At 63.3% G+C, this 22,543-nt stretch carries 21 protein-coding genes; 17 read left to right on the top strand and 4 right to left on the bottom strand.

Annotated elements, in window-relative coordinates:
- Positions 1-53 precede the first annotated feature (53 nt).
- The gene (locus AC4HIX_RS07335; RefSeq protein WP_475051173.1) at positions 54-533 is read left to right on the top strand and encodes a PaaI family thioesterase; all 480 of its coding nucleotides are present in this window, start codon (positions 54-56) and stop codon (positions 531-533) included.
- Positions 534-627: 94 nt separating this feature from the next.
- Positions 628-1,143: a DUF2867 domain-containing protein gene (locus AC4HIX_RS07340; protein ID WP_490398493.1), complete on the top strand. Its 516-nt coding sequence runs from the start codon at positions 628-630 to the stop codon at positions 1,141-1,143.
- Between the two features lie 93 nt (positions 1,144-1,236).
- Here the strand turns inward: AC4HIX_RS07340 and AC4HIX_RS07345 are convergent, their stop codons facing one another.
- From AC4HIX_RS07345 to AC4HIX_RS07355, 3 genes are read right to left on the bottom strand one after another with little or no spacing between them, the layout of a single operon-like run.
- Entirely contained in the window at positions 1,237-2,313 is a 1,077-nt protein-coding gene (locus tag AC4HIX_RS07345) for a T6SS phospholipase effector Tle1-like catalytic domain-containing protein (RefSeq protein WP_490398494.1), read from the bottom strand.
- Positions 2,291-4,588, bottom strand: coding sequence for a xanthine dehydrogenase family protein molybdopterin-binding subunit (locus AC4HIX_RS07350; protein WP_490398495.1), 2,298 nt, complete (start codon positions 4,586-4,588; stop codon positions 2,291-2,293). The genes AC4HIX_RS07345 and AC4HIX_RS07350 overlap by 23 nt, the downstream gene beginning before the upstream one ends.
- 48 nt (positions 4,589-4,636) lie before the next feature.
- Complete coding sequence (locus AC4HIX_RS07355) at positions 4,637-5,788, bottom strand: type III PLP-dependent enzyme (RefSeq protein WP_490398496.1); 1,152 nt, start codon at positions 5,786-5,788, stop codon at positions 4,637-4,639.
- A gap of 105 nt (positions 5,789-5,893) precedes the next feature.
- On the opposite strand from AC4HIX_RS07355, the gene AC4HIX_RS07360 reads away from it, so the two are divergent.
- The gene (locus AC4HIX_RS07360; protein WP_490398497.1) at positions 5,894-6,331 is read left to right on the top strand and encodes an Lrp/AsnC family transcriptional regulator; all 438 of its coding nucleotides are present in this window, start codon (positions 5,894-5,896) and stop codon (positions 6,329-6,331) included.
- 3 nt (positions 6,332-6,334) lie between these two features.
- On the opposite strand, the gene AC4HIX_RS07365 is transcribed toward AC4HIX_RS07360, so the two are convergent.
- Positions 6,335-7,216: a LysR substrate-binding domain-containing protein gene (locus AC4HIX_RS07365; protein ID WP_490398498.1), complete on the bottom strand. Its 882-nt coding sequence runs from the start codon at positions 7,214-7,216 to the stop codon at positions 6,335-6,337.
- Between the two features lie 139 nt (positions 7,217-7,355).
- Here AC4HIX_RS07365 and AC4HIX_RS07370 point away from each other — a divergent pair, with 139 nt between their 5' ends.
- The 14 genes from AC4HIX_RS07370 to AC4HIX_RS07435 all read left to right on the top strand — a co-directional run bounded on the left by AC4HIX_RS07370 (position 7,356) and on the right by AC4HIX_RS07435 (position 22,457).
- Complete coding sequence (locus AC4HIX_RS07370) at positions 7,356-8,357, top strand: sterol desaturase family protein (RefSeq protein ID WP_490398499.1); 1,002 nt, start codon at positions 7,356-7,358, stop codon at positions 8,355-8,357.
- 317 nt (positions 8,358-8,674) lie between these two features.
- Positions 8,675-11,746: a valine--tRNA ligase gene (locus tag AC4HIX_RS07375; RefSeq protein ID WP_490398500.1), complete on the top strand. Its 3,072-nt coding sequence runs from the start codon at positions 8,675-8,677 to the stop codon at positions 11,744-11,746.
- 184 nt (positions 11,747-11,930) lie between these two features.
- Entirely contained in the window at positions 11,931-12,224 is a 294-nt protein-coding gene (locus AC4HIX_RS07380) for a DUF1330 domain-containing protein (protein WP_490398501.1), read from the top strand.
- Between the two features lie 43 nt (positions 12,225-12,267).
- Positions 12,268-12,729: a tellurite resistance TerB family protein gene (locus AC4HIX_RS07385; RefSeq protein WP_490398634.1), complete on the top strand. Its 462-nt coding sequence runs from the start codon at positions 12,268-12,270 to the stop codon at positions 12,727-12,729.
- Positions 12,729-13,169 carry a tellurite resistance TerB family protein gene (locus AC4HIX_RS07390; protein WP_475051159.1) on the top strand — a complete coding sequence of 147 codons (441 nt, stop codon included), beginning with the start codon at positions 12,729-12,731 and terminating at the stop codon, positions 13,167-13,169. The genes AC4HIX_RS07385 and AC4HIX_RS07390 overlap by 1 nt, the downstream gene beginning before the upstream one ends.
- Entirely contained in the window at positions 13,166-13,939 is a 774-nt protein-coding gene (locus tag AC4HIX_RS07395; RefSeq protein ID WP_490398502.1) for a phosphate/phosphite/phosphonate ABC transporter substrate-binding protein, read from the top strand. The genes AC4HIX_RS07390 and AC4HIX_RS07395 overlap by 4 nt, the downstream gene beginning before the upstream one ends.
- A 134-nt stretch (positions 13,940-14,073) precedes the next feature.
- Positions 14,074-14,853, top strand: coding sequence for an ABC transporter ATP-binding protein (locus tag AC4HIX_RS07400; protein ID WP_475051155.1), 780 nt, complete (start codon positions 14,074-14,076; stop codon positions 14,851-14,853).
- A 46-nt stretch (positions 14,854-14,899) separates the two neighbouring features.
- Positions 14,900-15,607, top strand: a complete 708-nt coding sequence (locus AC4HIX_RS07405) for a transporter substrate-binding domain-containing protein (protein ID WP_490398503.1) — start codon at positions 14,900-14,902, stop codon at positions 15,605-15,607.
- 111 nt (positions 15,608-15,718) lie between these two features.
- Entirely contained in the window at positions 15,719-16,603 is an 885-nt protein-coding gene (locus tag AC4HIX_RS07410) for an ABC transporter permease (protein ID WP_490398504.1), read from the top strand.
- Complete coding sequence (locus AC4HIX_RS07415; RefSeq protein ID WP_475051150.1) at positions 16,600-17,406, top strand: ABC transporter permease; 807 nt, start codon at positions 16,600-16,602, stop codon at positions 17,404-17,406. The genes AC4HIX_RS07410 and AC4HIX_RS07415 overlap by 4 nt, the downstream gene beginning before the upstream one ends.
- A gap of 191 nt (positions 17,407-17,597) precedes the next feature.
- Entirely contained in the window at positions 17,598-18,932 is a 1,335-nt protein-coding gene (locus AC4HIX_RS07420; protein WP_490398505.1) for a glutamine synthetase family protein, read from the top strand.
- A gap of 70 nt (positions 18,933-19,002) precedes the next feature.
- On the top strand, positions 19,003-19,683 hold the full coding sequence (locus AC4HIX_RS07425; protein WP_475051147.1) for a type 1 glutamine amidotransferase: 681 nt from the start codon (positions 19,003-19,005) through the stop codon (positions 19,681-19,683).
- Positions 19,683-21,041, top strand: a complete 1,359-nt coding sequence (locus tag AC4HIX_RS07430) for a glutamine synthetase family protein (RefSeq protein ID WP_475051146.1) — start codon at positions 19,683-19,685, stop codon at positions 21,039-21,041. The genes AC4HIX_RS07425 and AC4HIX_RS07430 overlap by 1 nt, the downstream gene beginning before the upstream one ends.
- A gap of 105 nt (positions 21,042-21,146) precedes the next feature.
- The gene (locus AC4HIX_RS07435; RefSeq protein ID WP_490398506.1) at positions 21,147-22,457 is read left to right on the top strand and encodes an NAD(P)/FAD-dependent oxidoreductase; all 1,311 of its coding nucleotides are present in this window, start codon (positions 21,147-21,149) and stop codon (positions 22,455-22,457) included.
- Positions 22,458-22,543 lie beyond the last annotated feature (86 nt).

The raw sequence follows: 22,543 nt of genomic DNA on the forward strand, positions 1-22,543 counted from the left end.
CATGGCGCGCGGTTTCTAATGCAGGGGACACCCCTGCCAAGGACCCGCGCGCTATGTTCTATGCCAAACAGCCTTCCGACCTGCTGACGATCGAGCAAATCTCCCGGATTTCCGGCCTCGATTTCATGCGGGGCATTCTGGACGGCCGCCTGCCCGGCCCGCCGATCGCCGAGACGCTGGGTTATCACCTGCACAGCGTGGAGGAAGGCCAGGTCGTGTTCCGCGGCACGCCGGAGTTCCATGTCACCAACCCGATGGGAACTGTGCATGGCGGATGGTACGGCACGCTTCTGGACAGCGCCATGGCCTGCGCCGTTATGACCAAGGTGCCGCTGGGCTCGGTCTACACAACGCTGGAATACAAGATCAACATTCTGCGCCCCATCCCGCTGGGCACGCAGATCGACTGCACCGGCACTATCGACCATGCGGGCCGCTCTACAGGCGTGGCGCACGGTGAGCTGCGCGGGGTCGAAGACGGCCGCCTCTATGCGACCGGCTCCACGACCTGCATCGTGATGCAGATCGCGTGAACAAAGCTACGGGAATGCAGCCCCCCGCCTTGCCGGCCGCAATTCTCCGATTATCTTCAGAGCAGTAAATTGACGAGCAGCGGAAAGGCCGGCCATGCCGCCAAACTCCTTCGCGCGGGCCGCCACCGCCCGCATCCAAATCCTGGCCCCCGCCGCGGAGCTGGATTTCCTGGATACTCAATCCGTCGTCCTGCCAGAACAGATCACTCCGCTGGAGGCCTGGAACCTGATGCACGCGCGGCCGCTGCCGGGCCTGAAACTGGCGTTCTGGCTGCGGGATGCGATATCCGCCTGTTTTGGTGTCAAACGCATCGGCGGCATTACCGGCAAGCCGCGCACGGGCGTGCAGCCCGGCGACAAGCTGGACTTCTTCCTGGTGGAAGCGGTGTCCGGCACGGTACTGACCCTGACGGTGCGGGACCAGCACCTGGACGTGATGACCTGCATCACCAGCAAACACGGTGTTGTATCTGTCACATCTTCGGTCAAAACCCACAACTGGTTCGGCCGCGCCTACATGATCCCGGTCCGGCCGGCTCATAAGCTGATCGTCGCGCTGTCGCTGAAGCGCTTGGAGCGCGCGCTCAAGCAGCGCCGCGCCGCAGGCTGATCCGCTTCCCCCCTCGCCAGCCGCACAGCCGGCGGCGGAACCGGTCCATTCGCGGAACTTATGCATGCCCCCGGCTGAGCCGCGTGGCGGCTCTCAGGTCTTGGAAAACATCGCCAGCCAGCCGCCGGAAGACGCAACGCTCTGCTTGCCCGCATCGACGCTGCTATGCAGCCGCTCGCTGCCATCCAGCCCGACCCGGCGGCGGCTGCGCAGCAGGAAGATCTTGCCCCAGCCGCGCCAGGTGCCGACCGACGGCGCGTTCGGGTCAACCGGGTACCGCATCCGCCAGTCCAGGGGCAGCGGCAAGCCACGGTCTTCGGCCTTTTCCAGCATCCAGATCAAAGAGACATTGGCCAGCGGCCGGGCGTCTTCATAGCCGCCCAGCTGACCGCCGACATCACCGTGGGCGCCGCTGAACCAGACCTGCTCAACATGACCGTCCCATCCCTTGGGGCAATCCCACAGCACCGGCCGGAACACATCACGGGTCTCGTCCAGCGCCAGCGCGTGATACCCGCTTTTAACGTGATGGCCCAACTCGTGGTTGTGGAAGTTGTGCCGGTTTTCCGCCCAGCGCCACAGCAGCGGCAACCGCAGGCCCAGCGCCTTGACGGTGTCCCAGACGCCGACCATCTCGATCTCGATCTCATCATGGCAATGCGCATTGGTGAAGGCGGCGCCGGTCTTGGAGCGCCCGTTCAGCCGGTAGTGCCGGTAGGCTGTGCGGATGTTGCGCACGGTGGCGTGCTCAGCTTTCAGCAGGCCGATCCGGTCGATCACCCCGGCCAGCGACCGCACCGCATAGGCGCCGCGGGAGTAGCCGAACAAGTAGATCTGATCACCGGGGCGGTACCGCGATGCAAGATAGCCATAGGCGCGGCGGATCTGGCGGTTGATGCCGCGCCCCATCATTACGTCAGGCGCACTGCCCCAGCCCTTCCACTGGACGCCGGATTCGTAGAAAACCGAAACCGGCCCGCCCATCTGGCGGCACAGACGGTACAGCTGGCCTGCGTGGGTTTCATGCCCCTCCTCCAGCGTCGACATGGTGCCATCCAGGATGATCACATGGGCCTGCGGCCCGCGCAGCTTGGTTTCGCCGGAATGCTCCGAGCGCAGCGGCCGTCCCAGCCACCCTAGAACCCTTTTACTCAGCTGCGTCAGAAACATCCCTAAGCACTTCCCAAATTCTCAGCGGGGTGAACGGCATGTCCACCTGCCGCACGCCGCGGTCCCAGACCGCGTCCTGCACCGCGTTTGCAACCGCTGCCAGCGCGCCGACGGTGCCCGCCTCGCCGCAGCCTTTCATCCCCATCGGGTTCTGTGTCGAAGGCACCGGCTCGGAGGTGAATCCAATCATGGGGACGCCGCTTGCCCGCGGCAAGGCATAGTCCATGAACGAAGCCGTGAGCAGTTGTCCGTCCTCGTCATAGACAACCCGCTCCAGCATGGCCTGTCCCAGCCCCTGCGCCACCCCGCCGTGCACCTGGCCTTCGGCCAGCACCGGGTTGATCAGATTACCGAAATCGTCGACTACAGTGTAGCGCTCCACGTCGGAATTCCCAGTCTCCGGATCGATCACGACCTCGGCAACATGGGCGCCGTTCGGAAACGAGCGCCCCGGCAGCCGGGCCCGCGCCGCGTGACGCTGCAGATCAAGCCGCCCTTGCGCGCGGGCCATCTCTGCCGCTTCCAGCATGGTGGGGGTCAGGTTGGATCCCGGCGCGCGGAAGGTTTCGCCATCAAATTCAACGGCCTCCTCCTCCACGCCCATCTCCTCCGCCAGGAAGGGGATGAAGGCGGCGATCATCGCGTCCACTGCCGCCAGCGTGGCATTGGCCTGGGTTGTCACCGACCGCGACCCGCCTGTGCCGCCGCCTGTGGCAATGCGGTCGCTGTCGCCCTGAATGACCTCGATCTTGTCTGCCGGAATACCGCTCTGGTCGGCCAGAAACTGGGCATAGACAGTTTCATGCCCCTGTCCGTTGCTTTGCGTGCCAACGTAGATCTGCACCCGGCCGTCCTCCAGAAACTCCACTTCCGCGCCTTCAGAAGGATCGCCCAAAATGCTTTCGATATAGTAACAAAGCCCGACGCCCCGTAACTTGCCGCGTTTACCATCTTCGGCGCGGCGGGCTGCGAATCCTGCGATATCAGCCTCTTGCGCGGCGCGGCTCAGGACTTTGCTATAATCACCCACATCATAGGTTTCTCCGGTCACGGTGTCATAGGGAAACGCGTCAGTCCGGATGAAGTTCCGCCGCCGCAGCTCCCACGGGTCCACGCCCAGCTCACGCGCGGCCCGGTCCATCGCCCGCTCCAGCACATAGATCGCTTCCGGCCGCCCGGCGCCGCGGTAGGCATCGACCTGGGTGGTGTTGGTATAGATCCCCTCCACCTGCAGCCAGGCGGTCTGAATGTCGTAGACGCCCGCGAGCACCCGGCTGAACAGCTGGGTCTGGATCGGCTGGCCGAAATGGGAGTTGTACGCGCCGAGGTTGCAGCGGGTAGTGACCCTGTAAGCGGTGATCTTCAGGTTTTCGTCAAAGGCCAGCTCCGCCAGCGAGGTGAGGTCGCGGCCGCCATTGTCGCTCAGCATCGCCTCAGAGCGATCGGACATCCAGAACACTGGCCGTCCCAGCGTGCGGGCGGCATGTGCAACGGCGAAATACTCCGGGTAAGGCATCGCCTTCATGCCGAACCCGCCGCCCACATCGGGGGTGGTGACCTTCACGTCAGCTTCATCCAGCCCCAGCTTGGCAACCAGCTGGGACTTCATCGCCCAGACCCCCTGCCCGCCATAGCAGAAATGCAGCCGCCCTTCGGACCATTCAGCAAAACAGCCGCGCGGCTCCATCGAATTGACGATGATCCGGTTGTCGTCGACCTGCAGCGCAACGGTATGGGCGGCGCTTGCGAACGCCGCTTCGGTCGCGGCCTCGTCGCCCATGCCCCAGTCAAACGCCTTGTTGTCCGGCACCCCGTCATGCAGCGGCTCACCGCCGGGCAGTACATCCAGTTTCACCGGCAGGTCGTCGATATCCAGTTCGATCAGCTCGCCCGCGTCGCGGGCCTGATCCAGCGTGTCCGCAATCACCACGGCGACCGGCTCCCCGACATAGCGCACCCGGCCGCGCGCCAGCATCGGACGCTCGGGCGACGCGCCCTTGGTGCCGTCGCGGTTGGTCACCAGCGAGCCGTCCATTGAGGTGTTGATGCCCGCGGCTTCGAGATCGGCCAGGGTGATCACCGCATGGACACCGTCCGCTTCACGCGCGTCCTCCACATTCAGTGCAGAAATCATCCCATGCGCCACCGGGCTGCGCAGCACCCAGGCGCGCAAGGCATCCGCCGGGGCGGCATCCTCGATGTACCGCCCCTGGCCGGTCAGGAACCTGACGTCCTCGACCCGTTTTACCGGCTGGCTTTTCCCGAATTTTTCCATGCTCGCCCCCTGTCCGCGCTGGCTGCTGTTGCGGGGGCGAGACTACTGTCAGCGGGCCGCTTGTCCAGCCAGCTCGATCACCGTCGCCACGTCAGACAGCCCATAGCCGTTGAATTGCGTGCTCATGGCGGAAGAATAGGCGCCCAGCCCCGGAAACAGCACATAGTCCCCCGCGACGCAATCGCAAGGCAGCGGCAGCCCGTCCGGCAGCCGGTCCAGGCTGTCGCAGGTCGGGCCGAACACCACCCGCGGCTTGCGGACGCCGCCGCGGTGGGTGCCGTCTGAGGCGACGACCTCCACCCGGCCCGGCAGGCCCATGTCGCGGATGTCGACCAGCCCGCCATAGATGCCGTCATTCAGGAAGACCACCGCACCGTCCTTACGCATCCCCTTGATGCGGGCGGCCAGGGTGAAGCTTTCGGAGACCATCGCCCGGCCCGGCTCGCAGATCAGCGTGGGCTTGTCCGCGCGAAACGCCTGATCCGCCGCCTTTCCGATGGCGGCAAAGACCTTTTCCAGATCCGGCGCCACACCGTCACGGTTGGCAGCAAAACCGCCGCCCACGTTCAGCCGCGCAATCCGCACACCCGCCGTATCGACGATCCGTTTGGCCGCATGGACGTATTCGACCCAAGCCATCTCATCTTCGCATTGGGTGCCCGGGTGGAAGCACAAGGCGGGTGTCCAGCCCTTGGCCGCGACCTGCTTCAGCAGTTCCACGGCCTCCTCCGGCGCGGCGCCGAACTTGCTGCCGAAATCATAGGCCGCCCCCGCCACTGGCAGCGCAAAGCGCACCGCGATCTCGCAGGAGCGCGGCACCGCGTCCAGTTTCTCCAGCTCGCTCAGCTCATCCACCGACCAGCTGTCGACGCCATGTTCGATCCCCGCGGCAATTTCAGCCTTCGACCGCATCGGGTTGTTGTAGTGCATGACCGCATCGGGGCTGGCCGCACGCACCGCTTCCATCTCTGCGGGCGAGGCCACGTCAAACGCGGTGATTCCCGCCGCCACCAGATTGGACAGAACCGCCGGGTGCGGATTTGCTTTCACCGCGTAGGTTACCAGCCCCGGAAACCCCTGGCTGAACCGCCGCGCCACCTCGTGCAAAACGCGCGGCGAGAAATACAGGATCGGATGATCCGGCGCGCTGCGGGCCAGGTGGGATTCAGGCGAAAGCCATAGCGGGGGAATCTGCTGCATCGTGTAACCCTCATTCGTTTTGCATATTTTCCGCGAATTTTCCGTCGATTCCGCTCGTCACTCTGCATATAGTGACGAATACTTTCGTCATATCGCAGGAAAAACATGCAAACCGACGGCACAGACCAGCGCCTTATCACCCTGCTGCGGGAGAACGCCCGCCGCCCGATGGCCGAGATTGCCCGCACGCTCGGCCTGGCCCGCACCACCGTGCAGGCCCGGATCGAGCGGCTGGAGGCCACTGGGGTGATCACCGGCTACACGCTCAAGTCCTCTGCCGCCGCGCGGCCGCCGCTGCAGGCGACAGTGCTGATGTCAATCGAACCGCGCTCCGGTCCCGAGGTGCTGGCCCGGCTGCGCAAGCTGCCGGGGGTTGAGGTGGTGCATACAACCTCCGGCCGCTTTGATCTGCTGGCGCAGGTGGTGGCGCAAAGCACCGCGGAACTTGATGAAACCATCGACAAGATCGCGGAAGCCCGCGGGGTGCGCTCTTCCGAAAGCCTGATCCATCTGGCGACCAAGCTGGACCGCACCGGGCAATAAGGATCAAACGGTCCGCACGTAGTCCAGCAGCCAGTCCCGGAACAGCTTGGCAGCGGGACGCATGGCGCCCCGGTCCGGGTAGATCAGGTGATAGGCCTCCTGCCCCGGCACTTCGACATCCGGCAGACAGCGCACCAGCCCGCTGGCGGCGGCCACCGCGTCAGAGGCAGGCGCCCTCGCCAGCGCAATCCCCATCCCCTGCGCAGACAATTCGGCCGCCATCAGCGAGTTATCGGCAAAGAAATAGCGTGCCTGCCCGTGGGAGAGCCGCAGATGCTCAAACACCTGTATCCAACTGGCGCGGTGGGTGGACACCTCTATCAGTGGAAAGCGGAACAAATCCTGCGGGGATTGGATCAGCGCGGCAATCTCCGGCGGCGCAACCGGATAGAGCACCTCGCGCAGCAGTTCGTCCCCCTCGGTGCCGAACAGTGACGGGTTGCCAAAGACAATCTGCAGATCGGTGAACTGGTTGGCAAAATCCGCCGCCATATTTCCGGTGCTGAGCGCTAGGCTGACCTGCGGGTGCGCTGCCTGGAACTGCGGCAGAGCCCGCGCCAGCACCCCATGCGCAAAGAGCAGCACAGACTGCACAAACAGCCGCTGCTCGCGGCTCTCCCCGAACAGGCCGGTGGTGGCGGTTTCCAGCATCAACAGCGACTGCTGCACCGAGGGCAAATAGGCCCGCCCCGCCTCCGTCAGCGTCACCGCATGGGCGTGGCGGTGAAACAGCGGCGTGCCCAGCTGCGTCTCCAGCGCCTTCACCTGCTGGCTGACGGCGGCGGCCGACATGTTCAGCTGCGCCGCTGCGCGGGCAAAGCTCTCGGTTCGCGCCGCCGCTTCGAACACGCGCAGCCAGTTGAGAGAGGGGATCCGGGTCGCCATGCAGGCAGGCTAAGCAGAACTTAGCCTAACCGGCAAGACATACCGTGCTGGGATTTTCCGCCCGCCGCCTAGGGTTTCCGGCAGCCAACAAACCCCGCGGCGGCAGCCGCACTTCCACCACCCACATAAGAGACGCGATATGACAGGTCCCGCCAACGCCCCGCGCCCCAAACGCAAGATCTGGAACTTCACTCCCCAGCTGCCGATCCAGACCTCCCCCTATTGGGATTGGCCGATGAAGCCATTAGCCTCAATCAAATACCTGCTGCAAAGCTGGAACCCGCTGGCGCTGCGGGCACTGCTGCTGGTGTTTGCCATCATCACCTGGGCGTATCTCACCCCCGCGCTGGACCGCATCGCGACATTCAGCTGGGACTGGGTGTTCGAGATCTGGCTGCGCAACTTCTGTATCCTGATGGTGGTGGCCGGCGGCCTGCATCTTGCCTTGTGGAAGTTCCGCACCCAACAGGATGAATACCGCTATGACATGCGCCCGATGATGAAGGGCGCCAAGGTCTTCACCTTCAAGAACCAGGTCTGGGACAACATGTTCTGGACACTAGGCCCGGCACTCACCTTCTGGACCTTCTGGGAGAGCTTCATCCTGTATGCCTATGCCAACGGCTGGGTGACGATGATCACGCTGGAGAGCAATCCGGTCTGGTTCACGATCATGACCGTCTTCATCCCGATCTGGGCAGGCTTCCACTTCTACTGGCTGCACCGGCTGCTGCATGTTGGCGCGCTCTATACCAAGGTGCACGCCTGGCATCACCGCAACATCAACACCGGCCCTTGGTCCGGCCTGGCGATGCACCCGGTGGAGAGCTTCTTTCTGATGTTCGACACCATGATCTTTTTCCTGCTGCCGTCGCACCCGGTGCACGCGATCTTCCTGCTGTTCCACCACGGCATAGGCGCCCCGACGTCCCATGCAGGGTTCGAGCATGTGAAATTCGGCAACAAGGCCAAATTCCTGGTGGGCGACTTTTTCCACCAGCTGCACCACCGGTTTTTTGACTGCAACTACGGCACCTGGGAAACGCCTTGGGATGAGTGGTTTAACACCTTCCATGACGGCACCGAAGAGGGCAACGAAATGGTCAAGGAGCGCCGGCGCAAGATCTGGAACACGGGCTGAACCCGTCAGCCACCCTGAGCGCGATCCTGGAAATCGTGCGCCCGGCCCGTACCGCGGAATGCGCGTCAGCAAGGGCCGGGCGTCTTTGACCGCGCCGCCGCTGCGGCACGCCTTGAAGACCGGTGCGCGCCCGCTGGACCGCGTGGCGCACAGTGGTGGAGAAACGCGCCCGCCCGCCTCTGGTTCCATAAAATTCGATTTATGCAGCGCCCCGCGGCCTGCCGGCCTGCTCCGGTGCCTCTGGGACTTTCCCTTTGCCGCCCCTTTCGGTAAGGGATAGCGCGACCCGAAATTGATACGCACGCAGGACCAAGCGCATGGCGATGGAAAAGACATTTAATGCGGCCGAAGCCGAAAGCCGACTTTACAAGGCCTGGGAAGAAGCCGGCTGTTTCAAGGCAGGCGCAAATGCCAAGCCGGAGGCCTCCGCCTACTGCATCATGATCCCGCCGCCGAACGTGACCGGCGTGCTGCACATGGGCCATGCCTTCAACAACACCCTGCAGGACATCCTGATCCGCTGGAAGCGGATGCAGGGGTTCGACACCCTTTGGCAGCCGGGCACCGACCACGCAGGGATCGCGACCCAGATGGTCGTGGAGCGCGAGCTGGCCAAGACCCAGCAGCCCTCGCGCCGCGAGCTGGGCCGCGAGAAATTCCTGGAGAAGGTCTGGGAATGGAAAGAGAAATCCGGCGGCACCATTGTTGAGCAGCTGAAACGCCTCGGCGCGTCCTGCGACTTCTCCCGCACGGCCTTCACCATGGCGGGCGCCCATGGCGACACCCGCGTGGGCCACGAAAACTCCCCCAACTTCCACGATGCCGTGATCAAGGTGTTTGTGGAGATGTACAACAAGGGCCTGATCTACCGCGGCAAGCGGCTGGTCAACTGGGACCCGCATTTCGAGACCGCGATCTCCGACCTTGAGGTCGAGAACATCGAAGTGGCAGGCCACATGTGGCACTTTAAATACCCGCTCGCGAATGGCGCCACCTACACCTATGTGGAGAAGGATGAAGACGGCAACGTCATCCTTGAGGAGGAGCGCGACTATATCTCCATCGCCACCACCCGGCCCGAGACCATGCTGGGCGACGGCGCGGTTGCGGTGCATCCGAGCGACGAGCGGTATGCCCCCATCGTCGGCAAGCTGTGCGAAATCCCGGTCGGCCCAAAGGAGCACCGCCGCCTGATCCCGATCATCACCGATGAATACCCCGACAAGGACTTTGGCTCCGGCGCGGTGAAGATCACTGGCGCGCATGACTTCAACGACTATCAGGTCGCCAAGCGCGGCGGCATCCCGATGTACCGCCTGATGGACACCAAGGGGCAGATGCGCGACGACGGCGCGCCTTATGCCGAGGCTGCGGACATCGCCATGGCGGTGGCCAAGGGCGAACAGACCCTGAGTGAGAATGAGGCCGACGCCATCAACCTGGTGCCCGACGACCTGCGCGGCCTCGACCGGTTCGAGGCGCGCAAACTGGTGGTCGAGCAGATCACCAGCGAAGGCCTTGCGGTCATGCATACCGTCACCAAGACCGATCCGGAGACCGGCGAAGACGTTGAGGTGCAGGTGCCTTACGTCGAGAACAAGCCGATCATGCAGCCCTTCGGCGACCGTTCCAAGGTTGTGATCGAGCCGATGCTGACCGACCAGTGGTTCGTGGATGCGGAAAAGGTTGTCGGCCCGGCGCTGGACGCTGTGCGCAACGGCGATGTGAAGATCCTGCCGGAGAGCGGCGAGAAGACCTATTACCACTGGCTGGAAAACATCGAACCCTGGTGCATCTCGCGCCAGCTGTGGTGGGGTCATCAGATCCCGGTTTGGTACATCCCCGGCGAGGATGATTGGTACGCCATTTGTGCTGCGACCGAGGAAGAGGCGCTGGAAAAGGCCCGCCTTCAGTCCGCCGAAGGCACCGAATTCCGCATCGTCGCCGACCGCCACGAAGCGGCGCAGATCCTTGCCGAACAGGTCAAGCTGATGGATGTGCAGGACGAAGGCGCCATCCGCAGCTTTGACGGGCCGATGCAGGTGCCGATGTTCCGCGACCCCGACGTGCTGGACACCTGGTTCTCCTCCGGCCTGTGGCCGATCGGCACGCTGGGCTGGCCGGACGTCACTCCGGAAATGGAGAAGTACTTCCCGACCTCGACCCTGGTAACCGGTCAGGACATCCTGTTCTTCTGGGTCGCCCGGATGATGATGATGCAGCTGGCGGTTCTTGATGAGAACCTGCCGGTCAAGAAACGCATCCCCTTTGACACCGTCTACCTGCATGGCCTGGTGCGCGACGCGAAGGGCAAGAAGATGTCGAAATCCACCGGCAACGTGGTCGACCCGCTGGAGATCATCGAGGAATTCGGCGCCGACGCGCTGCGTTTCTCCTCCGCGGCGATGGCGGCCCTGGGCGGCGTGCTGAAGCTGGATATGGAGCGCCTGAAGGGCTACCGGAACTTTGGCACCAAGCTGTGGAATGCGGTGAATTTCGCCCATTTCAACAAGGTCTATGACCCCGAGGTCCCTGCCTATACCTGCCCGGATGCCAAAGCCGCGGTGAACCAGTGGATCATCGGTGAAACCGCCAAGGTGCGGGTGGAAGTCGACGCAGCACTGGAAGCCTACCGGTTCAACGACGCGGCCAATGCGCTTTACGCCTTTGTCTGGGGCAAGGTCTGCGACTGGTACATCGAGCTTTCGAAACCCCTGTTCGGCTCCGAGGATGAGGCGGTGATCGCAGAGACCCGCCAGACCCTGGGCTGGGTGCTGGATCAGTGCATGATCCTCTTGCACCCGATTATGCCCTTCATTACCGAGGAGCTGTGGGGCAACACCGCCAAGCGCGAGAAGATGCTGGTGCATGCCGATTGGCCGACATACGGAACCGAGCTGGTCAACGCCGAGGCTGACGCCGAGATGAACTGGGTGATCACCGCGATCGAAAACATCCGCTCCACCCGCGCGCAGATGCACGTGCCGGCAGGCGCCAAGATCCCGATGGTGGTGACCGAATTCTCTGATCAGGCGCGTGCGGCCTGGGAGAAGAACGAGGCGATGATCCAGAAGCTGGCCCGCATCACCTCGCTGGAACAGGTCGAGAGCTTCCCGAAAGGTTGCGCAAGCGTGGCGGCGCCTGGTGCATCCTTCGGCCTGCCGCTGGCGGATGTGATCGACGTGGACGCCGAAAAGGCGCGTCTGGAGAAGACCTTGGGGAAATTGGCCAAGGAGCTGGGCGGCCTGCGCGGACGGCTGAACAACCCGAAATTCGCGGCCTCGGCGCCGGAAGAGGTTGTGGCAGAAGCCCGCGAAAACCTTGCCGCGCGCGAAGAGGAAGAAGCGAAGGTCCAGGAAGCGCTGGCGCGTCTGGCCGAGATCGGCTGAGCCATCCGTTAATCATGTTTGAAGCGCCCGCCCCATCCGGCGGGCGTTTTCATTTATTGCGCAACGCGTTGAAACAACCGCAAATTCCGCTGAACCGGGAAATTCTTAATAACCGCCCCATTGTTTTCGTCAGCGTTTTATATAAGCCTGCACTCAACCATAAAAAGAAGGGAGGCTTCACCCCATGCCCAAAGGATACTGGGTGGCCCATGTGGATGTGGATGACGCGGAACGCTACAAGGATTACATCAGCGCTAACGGGCCGGTGTTTGCCGAACATGGCGCCAGGTTCCTGATCCGCGGCGGCCAGAAGGAAGTGCGCGAAGGGCAGATGCGGTCGCGCACCGTGGTGATTGAATTCAAGGATTTCGCAACCGCAAAAGCCTGCTATGATTCAGTGGCCTACCAGGACGCCAAGACCTTGCGTGATCCGGTGTCTGCCGGTGATATGGAAATCATCGAAGGCTACGGCGAATAATCCCGCGCCCCGCTGCGCAGCTGACTGAGGTCACCGAATGCCCCTGCTTAAGAAATTCTTTCAAGCTTTCCGCCCGTCCGAACCGCCGGCCCTGCCCGACCCGGATGCCGAACTGGCGCTGGGGGCGCTGCTGGTGCGGGTGGCGCAATCCGACCGCGACTATCAGCTGGAGGAGATCAGCCTGATCGACCGTATCCTCGCGCGGCTCTACCAGCACAACGCGATTGAAGCCGCCAAAGTACGCGCGACTTGCGAAAAGCTCCACGCCGCCGCACCGGAGACCGACACCTTCGGGCGGCTGATCCGCGAGACAACCGGCTTGGAGGAACGCCTCGCCGCGCTCGATGCGCTGTGGGAAGTGGTGCTGGCCGATGGCAGCGCCCACGAGGGCGAGGTCACCATCGTTGAGGACGCGCGCAAGGCGATGGGCCTGTCATATGCCGACAGCCAGAAGGCACGGGAACGCGCCGAGGAGAAACTCGCCAGCACCGCTGGAGAGCGCTGATGTTCCGGGAGCTTCTGAACCGCCTGCTGGAACCCGCACCTGACACGCTGGATGACGAGGGCGCGCGGCTGGCGCTGACAGCGCTGCTGGTTCGGATCGCACGCTCCGACCACAATTACTCCGAAGTGGAGAAAGACCGCATCGACCGCATCCTGACTGCCCGCTACGGGCTGGACACTGGCGGCGCGCTGATCCTGCGCGAACAGGCCGAGGCGATGGAGGCCGAGGCGCCCGACACCGTCCGCTTCACCCGCGCGATCAAGGACGCGGTGGTCTATGAGGACCGCACCGGTGTCATTGAGGCGCTGTGGCAGGTGGCCCTGGCTGATGGGCACCGCGATGCAAACGAAGACGCGCTCCTGCGGCTGTCCGCCAGCCTGCTGGGAGTATCGGACGTAGACAGCGCAAAGGCGCGCAAACGGGCAGAGGCCGCTTTATGATTGCACATCTCGGTATGTACGACCGCCCGGAAACCGCTGCGGCGAACGACCGGTTCTGGGCCTCGATCCGCGATCATCTTGGCGGCGGACCCGAACAGCTGACCCGCGGCGCCGATTTCTGGGAGGTCTGGAAGTCCCCAGATCTGCTTATGTCGCAAACCTGCGGCTGCCCCTACCGCACCCGGCTTTATGGCGAGGTGGAACTGGTGGGCACCCCGGATTACGGCCTGCCCGGCTGCCCGCCCGGTTATTACAACAGCGTCTTTGTTACCCGCACCGAGGACGCAGGCCAGCCGCTCAGCAGCTTCGCCGGGCGCCGCTTTGCTTACAACGAAGCGCTGTCACAATCCGGCTGGGCAGCACCGATGGTGCATCTGCACGACCGCAGCATCCTGCCCGGCGCGCTGGTGGAAACCGGCGGCCACCGGCTGTCGGCCGAAGCCGTGGCAGAGGGCCGCGCCGATTTTGCAGCCCTGGACGCTCTGACCTGGGAAATGGTTCGCGAACACGACGGTTTCGCTGCCGGGCTGACCGAGATCGAGCGTACGGATCCGACCCCGGCCCTGCCCTATATCACCAGCTTGGGAGGCGATGCCGAGGCGCTGTTTTCCGCCATCGAATCCGCCATCCGCGGACTGGACCCGGAGACCCGCAGCCTGCTGCATCTGAAGGGGCTGGTGAAGATCGCTCCCAGCGACTACCTGGCAGTGCCGACACCGCCAGGCCCGGTGCTGACCGGGCAGCGCATCCGCGCGGCGGAGCTGACGTAACGGCCCTTTCCAAAATGGCAGCACAACCGGTCATTTTGGCACCTGCTGTGCCAGCTTGTGCGGTTTGAACGTTGCATTCGGTCTTTTTTTCGGTCCAATAAGAACGAATTTCCACTCATAGGGACAAAGACACCTTGACCGACACAACGCCTGTTCTGCAAATCCGCGGCCTGCACAAATCCTATGGTGAGCTGGAAGTGATCAAAGGCGTGGATATCACCGCCCACAAGGGCGATGTGGTTTCGCTGATCGGGTCTTCGGGGTCTGGCAAGTCTACTCTTTTGCGCTGCTGCAACCTGCTGGAGGACAGCCAGGAGGGCGAGATTCTGTTCAAGGGCGAACCGGTTACGTGGACCGGCCAGGGGCTCAACCGCCGCCCCTCCGACGCCAAGCAGATCCTGCGTATCCGTACCAACCTGAGCATGGTGTTCCAGCAGTTCAACCTGTGGGCCCACATGACCATATTGCAGAACGTGATGGAGGCGCCGGTTACGGTGCTGGGTCGCGACAAGGCCGAAGTGGAGGAGAAAGCCCGCTATTACCTGACCAAGGTCGGCATTGGCGACAAATGCGATGTCTACCCTGCCCAGCTGTCGGGCGGCCAGCAGCAGCGTGCCGCGATTGCCCGCGCGCTTTGCATGGAACCTGAGGCGCTGCTGTTCGATGAACCCACCTCCGCGCTGGATCCGGAGCTGGAACAGGAAGTGATCAAGGTGATCAAGGACCTGGCAGCCGAAGGCCGCACCATGATGATCGTGACCCACGACATGAAAATGGCTGCCGATGTCTCCAGCCACGTCGTCTTTTTGCATCAGGGGCTGATCGAAGAGGAAGGCACGCCGGACGAAGTATTCGGCGGCACCCGTTCTGAGCGGCTGCGTGCCTTCCTGTCCTCGACGCGCCACGCGCATTGAGCAATAACTAATAAATCCAAAAACCAAACCAAACGGGAGTAAACTCATGAAATCACTGATCCTTGGCACCGCCGCCCTGGCGCTGACCGCGGGCATGGGCCTGGCGGAAACAGTGCGCCTGGGCACCGAAGGCGCCTATGCGCCCTGGAACTTCGTCAATGACGCCGGCGAGATCGACGGTTTCGAGCGCGAGCTGGGCGACGAGCTGTGCAAGCGCGCCGAACTCACCTGCGAGTGGGTGAAGAACGACTGGGATTCGATCATTCCGAACCTGGTCTCCGGCAACTACGACACCATCATCGCCGGCATGTCGATCACCGACGAGCGGGACGAGGTCATTGACTTCACCCAGCCCTACACGCCGCCGGATCCGTCCGCCTATGTGGCCCAGTCGGCTGACGTCGACCTGGCATCCGGCGTGATCGCCGCCCAGGCCACCACCATCCAGGCGGCTTTCATCGCTGAACAAGGCTGGACCCTGGTCGAATTCGCCACCCCGGAAGAAACCGTCGCAGCGGTGCGCAACGGCGAAGCGGACGCGGTTCTGGCCGACAAGAGCTTCCTCGATACCGTGGTCGGCGACGATCTTGTGATGCTGGAGAAATCCGAATCGCTCGGCGGCGGCGTTGGCATGGGCTTCCGGGAATCGGATGCTGAGCTGCGCGGCAAGTTCGACGCGGCGATCCAGTCGATGAAAGACGACGGCTCGCTGAACGAGCTGATCGCCAAGTGGGAAGTTTCCTCCCAGTGGTAATCTGATCCTCTTACAGGATCTTGCAGGCCCGCCGCCGCGGCGCGCGGGCCTCATTCATTCTCTTCCGGCAGGCACGCTGCCGGGCACGGCCGGAGAAAGACAGGCACCAACATGTTTTCCTATTGCACGGACCCGACCACGCTTGAAGGGCTGAGCTGGCTCAGCTGCTACCTGACCACAGGCAAGCATCTGAACCTCTATATCTCGGTTTTTGTGGTTCTGACCCTGCTGGCGATCACTGCCCCGGTTGCCCTGCTCTTCGGGTTTGGCGCTGCCAGCGCTGCCCGCTCCAAATTCCCGCCGCTGCGCTGGTTCGGCAAGGGCTACACCAGCATCGTGCGCGGCGTGCCGGACATTGCGTTTTTCCTGTTCTTCGTCATCGCGCTCGACCAGGCGTTCGAGTGGATGCGCCACAAGGTGAAATGCCCGGACTGGGATCAGCCGATCCGCCAGGGCATCGACTTTGTGGTCTGCGACGCGGCCAAGCTGCCGCTGTCGACCGCACCGCAGTGGGTGCATGAAACCTACGGCTTCTTCCTGGCGGTCCTGACCTTCTCGATCGTGTTCGGAGCCTTTGCCGCCAACGTTCTTTTTGGCGCGATGCGGGCCGTGCCGCGCGCCCAGATCGAAACCGCCGAGGCCTATGGCATGACCTCCCGCCAGGCGTTCTGGCGCATCCTGGTGCCGCAGATGTGGGTTTATGCGCTGCCGGGGCTGTCGAACCTGTGGATGGTGCTGATTAAGTCCACGCCGCTGCTGTTCCTGCTGGGGGTCGAGGACATCGTCTACTGGGCCCGTGAACTGGGCGGCACCAAGACCGCACGCTTCACGGACTACCCGCACCCGAACTGGCATGTCTGGTACTTTGCCGCGCTGCTGGTGTTCTACCTTTGCTTCACCAAAGTGTCCGAAGTGTTGCTGGACCGGGTCATGAAGCGCCTGACAAAAGGCCAGGCCACTGCGGGCGGCGAAGCACAAAGAAAGGCAGCGGCATGAGTTGCGTTGAAACCATCCAGGCCTATGCCTTCCGATCCTTGGGTTTTGGCGAACGGCTGCTGCCGCGCGGCGAGTATACCCTGTGCGAGCATTTCACCCTGATCGGCTCTGGCCTGATCTGGAACGTCTATTTCGGCGCGCTGGCGCTGATGACCGGCTTTTTCCTGGCGGTTGCCCTGGCGGTCGGGAAATCCAGCCCCAACCCGCTGTGGCGCAAACCGGCGGAGTGGTTCATCTTCGTGTTCCGCGGCAGCCCGCTGTTCATCCAGTTTTTCTTTGCCTACGCATGCTTCCTGAGCCTCAAGAGCGTTTCGAGCTTCTTCGACCCGTTTACCTCGGCCTGGCTCGGGGCGCTGATCGTACTGTTCTGCAACACCGCCGCCTACTCGGGTGAAATCTTCTATGGCGCGCTGCTGTCGATCCCCAAGGGCGATATCGAGGCCGCGGATGCATACGGCATGACCGGCTGGACCCGGTTCCGCCGCATCACCTTCCCGACCATGCTGCGGCTGGCCTGGCCTGCCTACACCAACGAGGCGATTTTCTTGTTCCACGCCACCACGCTGGTGTTCTTCACCGGCTTTCCGGCCTGGCGGCAGCAGGGCGATGCGCTCTACTACGCCAGCTATTTCGCGGACAAGACCTTCAACCCGTTCATCCCCTACCCGATCCTGGCCTTCTACTTCATCCTGCTGACCTTGGTGATCATCGCCATTTTTGGCCTGGTGAATAAACGGCTGAACAAACACCTGCCCCAGGAACGGCGGAGAAAATTTCGCTTGCGTCCTAATCTGATCCGGTAGTATCCATTATTTGATCAAATTCAAAGCCCGGTTGTCTGACCGCAGAATCCTGCGAGTTCATGGACAAACTCAAGGCCGCGTTGGATTATGATCAAAAAAATGGACCAGGGGTGATAAGCTGCCCCGGCCCTGCTGCGCCCCGTCCGGGGCGCTGGCGGCCGGCGGTGCCCCCGAAACCGTCAGGTGATTGGATGAAGAACTGGCTCAGGAAAAACCCGCATGTGCGCACCATCCGTGTTGCGGCGGCGGACATCAACGGTCAGGCCCGGGGCAAGCGTGTCCCTGCCCGCTTTGCCGACAAGGCGGTCGAGGAAGGCACCCGCTTTCCGCTGTCGGTTCTCAACCTGGACATCTGGGGCGAGGACATCGACGACAGCCCGCTGGTGTTCGAGAGCGGCGACGCCGACGGCGTGCTGAAGCCGACTGAGCGCGGCTTTGTGCCTATGCCCTGGCTGGAATCGCCCTCCGCTATGCTGCCGATCTGGATGTACCGCGAAGACGGCCGCCCCTATGACGGCGACCCGCGCCACGCGCTGCGCGCCGTGGTCGACCGCTACAAGGAACTGGGGCTGACCCCGGTGGTCGCGGTGGAGCTGGAATTCTTCCTGATCGACGACAGCGGCAAGAACCTGCAGGTGCCGACCTCGCCACGGTCCGGCAAACGCCGCAAGGCCGCGGAGACCATGTCGATCCGGGCGCTGGACCAGTTCGACACGTTCTTTACCGATCTCTATGACGCCTGCGAGGATATGGACATCCCCGCCGACACCGCGATTTCCGAGGCGGGCCTGGGTCAGTTCGAGATTAACCTGATGCACGGCCCCGATGCGCTGCGCGCCGCTGACGATGCCTGGCTGTTCAAGATGCTGGTCAAGGGCCTGGCCCGCCGCCACGGCTTTGCCGCCAGCTTCATGGCGAAACCGTATGAGGATTATGCGGGCAACGGCCTGCACACCCATTTCTCGGTGCTGGATCAGGACGGTAACAACATCTTTGACGACGGCGGCCCCAAGGGCACCGATGCGATGCGTCATGCCGTCGGCGGCTGCCTGAAGGCGATGAGCGATTCCACCCTGGTCTTTGCGCCGCATGGCAACAGCTATGACCGCATGGTCCCGGGCGCCCACGCCCCCACCGGCATCTGCTGGGCCTACGAGAACCGCACCGCAGCCATCCGCGTGCCCTCCGGCAGCCCCAAGGCGCGCCGGATCGAGCACCGCTTTGCTGGCGGCGACGTGAACCCCTACCTGATGCTGACCGCCATCCTCGGCGCTGCGCTCTATGGGATCGAAAACAAGATCGAGCCCTCAGAGCCGATCACCGGCAACGCCTATGCGCTGGACCTGCCGCAGGTTCCCAACACCTGGCAAAGCGCCATTGATGCGTTCGAGAACTCGGACGTCATCCCGCATTTCTTCTCTGCCGAGATGATCCGCAACATGGTTCTGACCAAGCGGCAGGAGCTGCGCTACATGGAAGAACTCACCCCGGAAGAACGGGTCGAGATCTACCTGGATACGGTCTGACGGCCCCTTGCCCGCCGTCTCGGCGGCGGGCTACCGTCCCGCGCAGCGAATTCCTTCCAACTGGTGACTTATGAAAATCGGCATCCTGCAAACCGGCCACTCCCCCGAAGACCTGTATGAACCGTTCGGCGACTACGACGGCATGTTCCGCGACATGCTGGATGGCAACGGCTTCGAGTTTCAGACCTGGGCCGTTGTGGACGGCATCTTCCCGGACAGCCCGGAGGACGCCGACGGCTGGCTGATCACCGGGTCCAAGCATGGCGCCTATGAGGATCATGCCTGGATTGCACCGCTGGAAGACCTGATCCGCCAGATCCACGCGCACAAGCGGCCGCTGGCCGGGATCTGCTTTGGCCACCAGATCATCGCCCAGGCGCTTGGCGGCAAGGTTGCCAAGTTCGAAGGCGGCTGGGCGGTGGGCCGCGTCACCTACCAGGTGGACGGCAAGGACCTGACCCTCAACGCCTGGCACCAGGACCAGGTGGTGGAGCTGCCCGAAGGCGCGCGTGTGCTGGGCGGCAACGGCTTTTGCCGGAACGGCATCCTGGCCTATGGCGACCACATCATCTCCTGGCAGCCCCACCCCGAATTCCCCAGCGCCTTTGTTGGCGGCCTGATCGAAAAACGCGGGCGCGGCGTTGTGCCGGACGACTTGCTCGACCGTGCCGCCGCCGATCTGGACGCCCCCGTGGACAACCCCGAAATCGCAACCTTCCTCGCAGAGTTTTACAGGAAAGAGAGGACCTAATGTCAGCTTGGCTCGACGCCCTTCCCGAAGCAGCAAAAACCTATCTGGAGGGCCGTCGTCTCGACGAAGTTGAATGCGTTATCTCGGACCTTCCCGGTATCGCCCGGGGCAAGGCGGTACCGGCATCGAAGTTTGCAAAAACCGATTATTTCCATCTGCCGGACAGCATCTTTTACCAGACCATCACCGGGGACTGGGCCGATGCTGCGGATGACGACGGCTGGATTGAAAAGGACATGACGCTGAAGCCGGACATGTCCACGGCCACGGCCGCGCCCTGGACCGGCGACTGGACCCTGCAGGTGATCCACGATGCCTATGACCGGCACGACCAGCCGATCCCCTACAGCCCGCGCAATGTGCTGAAACGCGTGGTGCAGCTTTATCACGACAAGGGCTGGAAACCGGTTGTGGCGCCGGAAATGGAGTTCTTCCTGGTCGCGCGCAACATCGACCCGGCACACGAAATCAAGCCGATGATGGGCCGTTCAGGCCGCCCGGCAGCGGCGCGGCAGGCCTATTCGATGACCGCTGTGGACGAATTCGGACCCGTTATCGACGACATCTATGATTTCGCCGAGCACCAGGGTTTTGAAATCGACGGCATTACTCAGGAAGGCGGCGCCGGCCAGTTGGAGATTAACCTGCGCCACGGCGACCCGGTCAAGCTGGCGGACGAGGTGTTCTACTTCAAACGGCTGATCCGCGAGGCGGCGCTGCGGCACGACTGCTTTGCCACCTTCATGGCCAAGCCGATCGAGGATGAGCCGGGCTCTGCCATGCACATCCACCACTCGATCCTGGATATCGAAACCGGCGAGAACATCTTCTCCGGCCCGCAAGGCGGCGAAACGGATGCGTTCTATCACTTCATCGCCGGGCTGCAGAACCACCTGCCCGCCGGGCTGGCGGTGATGGCGCCCTACGTGAACTCCTACCGCCGCTACGTGAAGGACCACGCCGCGCCGATCAATCTGGAGTGGGCGCGCGACAACCGCACCACCGGCATCCGCATCCCGCTGTCCGGGCCAGAGGCGCGCCGGGTGGAGAACCGCATCGCCGGCATGGACTGCAACCCCTATCTGGGCATCGCCCTGTCGCTCGCCTGCGGCTATCTCGGCCTGATCAAGGAGGAACGCCCGCGCAAGCAGTTCAAGGGCGACGCCTATGAGGGCGAAGGCGATATCCCGCAGGTAATGGGCCAAGCGCTGGATCTGTTCGACGAGGCGACCGAGCTGCACGAAGTTCTGGGACCGGAATTTGCCCGCGTGTATTCCATCGTGAAACGCACGGAGTATGAGGAGTTCCTGCAGGTGATCTCGCCCTGGGAGCGCGAGCATCTGCTGATGAACGTTTGAAACTCCGGCGCTGCGCCACGGTGCAGCGCCTCTTTAATTGAGTATTTATGGAAAGATGAAGAGCAGGTGTCCCGCTTGGGAGCCCTGCTTCTGATGAGGTGCGCGATGGGGATGAACCTTCTCTATTCCAATGACCGCAAGGGCGAGTATCCAGACAGCTGGTATGCGGCAACCGCTATCCCGATGGAGCGCTTTGCAGCACTGGACGGTGAGGTAAAGGCAGATGTCTGTATCGTCGGCGGCGGCTATACCGGCCTGTCGGCGGCGCTGCATCTGGCTGAGGCCGGAATGTCCGTGGTGCTGCTGGAAGCGCAGCGCGTGGGCTTTGGCGCCTCGGGGCGCAACGGCGGCCAGCTCGGCAGCGGCCAGCGGATGGACCAGGAAGGGCTGGAAGCGCTGATGGGCGGGCCGGAGGCGCAGAAGCTCTGGCAACTGGGCGAGGACGCCAAGGACCTGGTTAAATCGCTGATCGCGCGCCACGGCCAGGACTGCCATCTGAAGCCCGGCGTGGCCTGGACCGCCTTTTCCGAAAAGGAAGCGGCAGAGCTGCACGACTATGGCCGCCACCTGCAGGACCAGTATGGCTACAGCAGCGTTGAGCTGCTCGACAAGGACGCCTGCTGGGCGATGTGCCCCTCGCCCGCCTATAAGGGCGGCATCCTGGATCATGGTGCGAGGCATCTGCATCCGTTGAACTATGCCTTCAGCCTGGCCCGCGCCGCCGCGGCTGCAGGTGCCGGGATTTTTGAAGGCAGCGAGGTTCTGGACATCCAGGAAGGCGCCAAGCTGCGCATCCGCACAGCGGGCGGCAGCGTCACTGCCGACCATCTGATCCTTGCCTGCAACGGCTACCTCGGCGGGCTGAACGGCCAGGTGGCGGCACGGGTGATGCCGATCAACAACTTCGTCGTGGCCACTGAGCCGCTGGGCGAGGACGCCGCCCGGGTTCTGACCCGCGACGTTGCCGTGGCCGATACCAAATTCGTGGTGAACTACTTCCGCCTCAGCCATGACAAGCGGCTGCTGTTCGGCGGCGGGGAGAGCTACGGCTACCGCTTCCCGTCAGATATCTCCGCCACCGTGCGCAAACCGATGACCGGGATCTTCCCGCATCTGAAAGACGTGAAAATCGACTACGCCTGGGGCGGCACGCTGGGCATTACCATGAAGCGGATGCCGTACCTGGCCCGGCTTGCCCCTAACGTGCTGACTGCGAGCGGCTATTCCGGCCATGGCGTCGGAACTGCTACCCATGCCGGGCAGTTGATGGCACAGGCGATCCAAGGGCAGGCCGAGGGGTTCAACACGATGGCCCGCGTCCCGGCTCCGCGCTTCCCTGGCGGGCCGCGGATGCGCTCGCCGCTGCTGGTGCTGGCGATGACCTGGTTCGCCCTGCGCGACCGGATGGGAGTTTAAAGCCGGGGCCGCTGGGCCGGTTTCCGCGCAACTTCGCAACAATTCTGTGAAATCCCGCCGGGCGCGGCAAATTCCGCCGCGTCCGG

It is taken from the genome of Leisingera sp. (assembly GCF_982940295.1).